At 40.2% G+C, this 4,101-nt stretch carries 4 protein-coding genes; 1 reads left to right on the forward strand and 3 read right to left on the reverse strand.

Features of this window, described 5'->3' with window-relative positions:
* Positions 1-126: 126 nt before the first annotated feature.
* The 3 genes from ACFFAP_RS36775 to ACFFAP_RS36785 all read right to left on the reverse strand — a co-directional run bounded on the left by ACFFAP_RS36775 (position 127) and on the right by ACFFAP_RS36785 (position 1,620).
* The gene (locus ACFFAP_RS36775) at positions 127-939 is read right to left on the reverse strand and encodes a PD-(D/E)XK nuclease family protein (RefSeq protein ID WP_375515825.1); all 813 of its coding nucleotides are present in this window, start codon (positions 937-939) and stop codon (positions 127-129) included.
* Positions 940-1,043: 104 nt separating this feature from the next.
* Positions 1,044-1,265 (reverse strand): hypothetical protein, encoded by a 222-nt coding sequence (locus ACFFAP_RS36780; RefSeq protein WP_375515826.1) that lies wholly within the window; start codon positions 1,263-1,265, stop codon positions 1,044-1,046.
* A 115-nt stretch (positions 1,266-1,380) separates the two neighbouring features.
* Entirely contained in the window at positions 1,381-1,620 is a 240-nt protein-coding gene (locus ACFFAP_RS36785) for a hypothetical protein (RefSeq protein ID WP_375515827.1), read from the reverse strand.
* A 583-nt stretch (positions 1,621-2,203) separates the two neighbouring features.
* On the opposite strand from ACFFAP_RS36785, the gene ACFFAP_RS36790 reads away from it, so the two are divergent.
* Positions 2,204-4,101, forward strand: a 1,898-nt coding sequence (locus ACFFAP_RS36790; RefSeq protein WP_375515828.1) for an NB-ARC domain-containing protein, incomplete at its 3' end; no start/stop codon positions are given.

Here is a 4,101-nt window from a genome sequence, read left to right on the forward strand (position 1 = left end):
GTACTTCAAAGTCGTTTTGAGGTACTTCAAAGTCGTTTTGAGGTACTTCAAACTTTGTCGCACCGCAATCAAGTACACAGGTGCGACCCCAGTTTTATTTTTTAGCCTTAACCCAAGCGTGTTGCTCTAAAGTATAGGGTTGAGTGAGACTTCTTGAATGCTGTCAAAATTTGGCAATGAGTTTTTGACTGCTTCTTCAGTAACTTGTGTGCGAGCGCACCGTTTGGCAAACTGACAATAATCACAGGTTTTGCTACCCTCCACCACTTGCGGAAACTGCTGGTTGTTTTGGTAATTTTCCAGCCAAATAGTTAACTGGCTTAACAGTTGATTAAGTTTCTTTGCTATTTGTGTATGTTGAACAGTATTGTAATTAAATTTAATATTTTGCGGTTTCCCCTCAGATTGGACAAACCAGTAAGTCATCGAAATATTTTCTGACAAATAGTCGCTAGTTTCTGCCAATACATACAGATAAAGCCGTGTTTGCCAGTTGGATTCTAACTTGCGTTTATTGGGTGGTTTAGGATAAGTTTTCCAGTCGAGAATTTGCGCTTGTTGGTTATCTGCAATCAATAAATCATACACAACCGTCAGCAAATAGTCCTGAACTTGCAGAGTCCGGTAGTGTTCACTTTCACGAAAAATTTGGTTGTCAGATACAGCCGTTAAAATTTCTGGGGCTGCGTCAGCAAAAGCTAGCATCCAGCTTTGCAGTTTAGCATCTGCTTGCAGGAAACTATCAATTGGCAGACCCATTTCTCGCTGCTGCATTAGCAAGTGAAAGCGACTACCCAAAGTTTGCCGTTCTTCTTGTTCAGGATTTGAGGGCGAATTGAGTTGTTCTAGGTAGGTATGTTGAAATTTACGCGGACAAGCTTCTAGTAAGTTAAGTTGTCCTTGAGACAATCGCAGTAGTTGAGTGTGAGTTGACAGCATTCTTCTATTTTAGAAGCAAATTCTAATCTGCAACTCACCTTTGGCAGGCTATCTGTAAAAAACAGTGATTTTTTTCCTGCCTTCACAGATAGTTTTCATGTCTGCTATTTCAACTCATCCTGATTTACATCATCCTGGTTATTGGAATTAGTTTTTCCTTGAGACTTGATTGAGCCAAAGCTGTAGACCATAGCTATTTTAACAATGTCAAAATATGCTGGGTGATTAGCTTTGTTAACGATCGCTAAAGAGATTGACCCTGCCACTAAGATGACTAAAAGCGGCGAAAGTGTTTCTCCCCCGGAGGAGTTGCTGTTGTTTGACATGATATAATCTCCTAGTGGGAAGCCTTGGGCTAACTTGCACTTAACCCAAGAAAGTTGATTAAACTTCACTACGAACCTAAAATTGCAATCTTGTTGCTGATGATTGAATAAAGAATTAACTCCAAGACTCAACAATCATGGCGATCGCAAATAGACAAAACAGAGATACTGCTATCCTCACAAACCATATCCATAGACTTGGGGATAACAGCATCCCAGCTATTGACACCGCGCCAAAAATGTGAGATAAAACAAGAGCGATCGCCAAACCAAGCAGAGTCAGCAGAAAGTACTTGAGTCCCTGACAAAACCACTTAAATAGTAGATTTTCATCATCTTTGAGATTGATTTTCATAGTTTTTTTCCTGTTTTGAGAGTTGAATCTAAGCAGCAGCTAGGGCTACCTCGACTGTCCTAAAAAAGGAGTCAATACTTGCTTTGCTTTTAGCTAGTCAAAGCACGCAGCAGTCCTACCAAACCTGAATCAAGTTTGAATACCAACAACAATGATCTTGGTATTTAAAAATGGTGAAAGTAAACTTTTAATGAATTGCAAAGATAATTTGGAAATTAAAGTTAGGTGCTCAATGCTCGTGATGATGCAGAACGCACACTACGCGCATCAACCCCTAAAATGCAATTCATACAGACTTTGAACCCTTGTCTTTTTGAAAATCGATTTACGGTTCCAGCCTTGACCTTTTCCTCACTAAGTTTGAGTTATGCAACCGTAAACTTACTAAGTTATTCGAGTTGCCTGCTAAAACTCACTTTAATATAACTTAGTTACTTGGTCAAGGAAAACTGAGAAAATTATTTAAAAAGTACTGACTCAATAACGTATTTTCATTACTAGACAAGAGTTAAAGGTCACTATTAACAGATGAAGTTCTCACATAGTGAGCTAATATTGGAGTGTAGTTTGTCTTGATGTGAGCATGAGTGAGATTCCCGAAGACTTTCTTTTGGCTTTAGCCCAAGAACGGAGTGTGTCTAGCAGTGAGCTAGAGGTATTGTTATATGCTGTTCAAGACAATTCGCCAAATGCGATCGCCAAAGAATTGGGTATCAGTGCCGAAGCAGTACGTAAAAGATTGAGCGAGGTTTACAAAAAATTCCAAGTGAGTGACGGTGGCCCAGGTAAACTCACTAAGTTACAGCAAATTATTGAAAGTGAATATCAAGCATCTTTGCAGACTATAGAAGCGACTGCCAACAAGCGTCAAGATTGGGGCGAAGCGCCAAGTATCCGTGATGTCTTCTACGGACGGGGAACAGAACTGTCTAACCTTAAGCAGTGGATTGTCAATGATAAATGTCGATTGGTAGCACTCTTAGGCATGGGGGGAATTGGCAAAACCGCTTTGTCTGTAAAACTGGCAGAGGAAGTTCAAGAGAATTTTGATTACTTAGTTTGGCGAACTCTCCGCAATGCTCCACCCATCCAAGAGATGTTAGCGAATCTGATCCGATTTCTATCTGATGAGCAAGAAACGAATTTACCAGAAACCGTAAATGGTAGAATCACGCTGCTAATTAATTATTTACGAAAGCGGCGTTGTTTTATAGTGTTGGATAATGCAGAAACAATTTTGCAAACAAGCATGAGCGTAGCTTCTTCGCAGGAGGCTCGCGCCGGATACTATCAAGAAGGATATGAAGATTACGGTCAACTACTTAGACGGGTAGGGGAAGAACCTCATGAAAGCTGCTTGGTGATTACTAGTCGCGAAAAACCGAAAGAATTTGCACCTTTAGAGGGCAAAGCATCACCAGTCAGAACAATATCATTACCTGGTGTGGGAGAAACAGAAGGGCAAGAAATTCTCAAAGATAAAGGCTTATCTGGGTCGCCACAAAACTGGGCGAAACTAGTTAAGAATTATTCAGGCAATCTATTGGCTTTAAAGCTAGTCTCTGAGACAATCCGAGAATTATTTGGTGGGGATATTGCTGCCTTTTTAGCCGAAGGAGAAATAATTTTTGGTGACACTCGTAATTTATTAGACCAGCAGTTTGAACGCGCCTCAGAGCTAGAAAAAGAAATTATCTACTGGTTGGCAATCAAGCGTGAGCCAGTTTTGCTAGAAGAACTGCTAGAAGATATTGTGCGTTTCTTAGCAAAAAGAGAATTACTGGAAGCACTAGAATCTCTACGGAGGCGATCGCTTATTGAAAAAAGCACAGCACGGTTCACCCTGCAACCTGTGGTTATGGAGTATATCACAGAGATCATAATTGAACAGGTTTGTCAAGAAATTACTACAGGTAAAATCGCACTATTCATGAGTCATGCTCTGATGGGAGCTACTGTCAAAGATTATGTCAGAGATATTCAAATTCGCCTGATTTTGAAGCCAATCATCAAAAGATTGCTCAGTGTTTTTATCATTCAGAGAAATATTGAAGACAAGCTAATTCAAATTCTAGAACCATTGCGAGACAAATTTCTTGTCAAACCTGGATATGCTGGGAGTAACGTTCTCAATCTACTGTGTCAATTACAGACTGATTTAACTGGTTATGACTTCTCCCATCTAGCTGTTCGGCAAGCTTATCTACAGAACGTGAATCTGCATAAGGTCAGTTTTGCTCACAGCGACCTTACTCGGTCTGTCTTTGCTAAAAACTTTGCCACTGTGTTGTCAGTAACATTTAGTCGAGATGGCCAACTTTTAGCTACAGGAGATGCTAACGGTGAGATTCGGCTATGGCGAGTTATTACTGGTCAACAACTTTTGCTTTTTCAAGGACACACTAATAAAGTTTGGTCAGTTGCTTTTCATGCCAATGGTACAACCCTAATTAGCGGCAGTGAAGACCAAACAGTGAAAAT

This window comes from uncultured Nostoc sp. (assembly GCF_964245575.1).
Lineage (GTDB): Bacteria > Cyanobacteriota > Cyanobacteriia > Cyanobacteriales > Nostocaceae > Nostoc.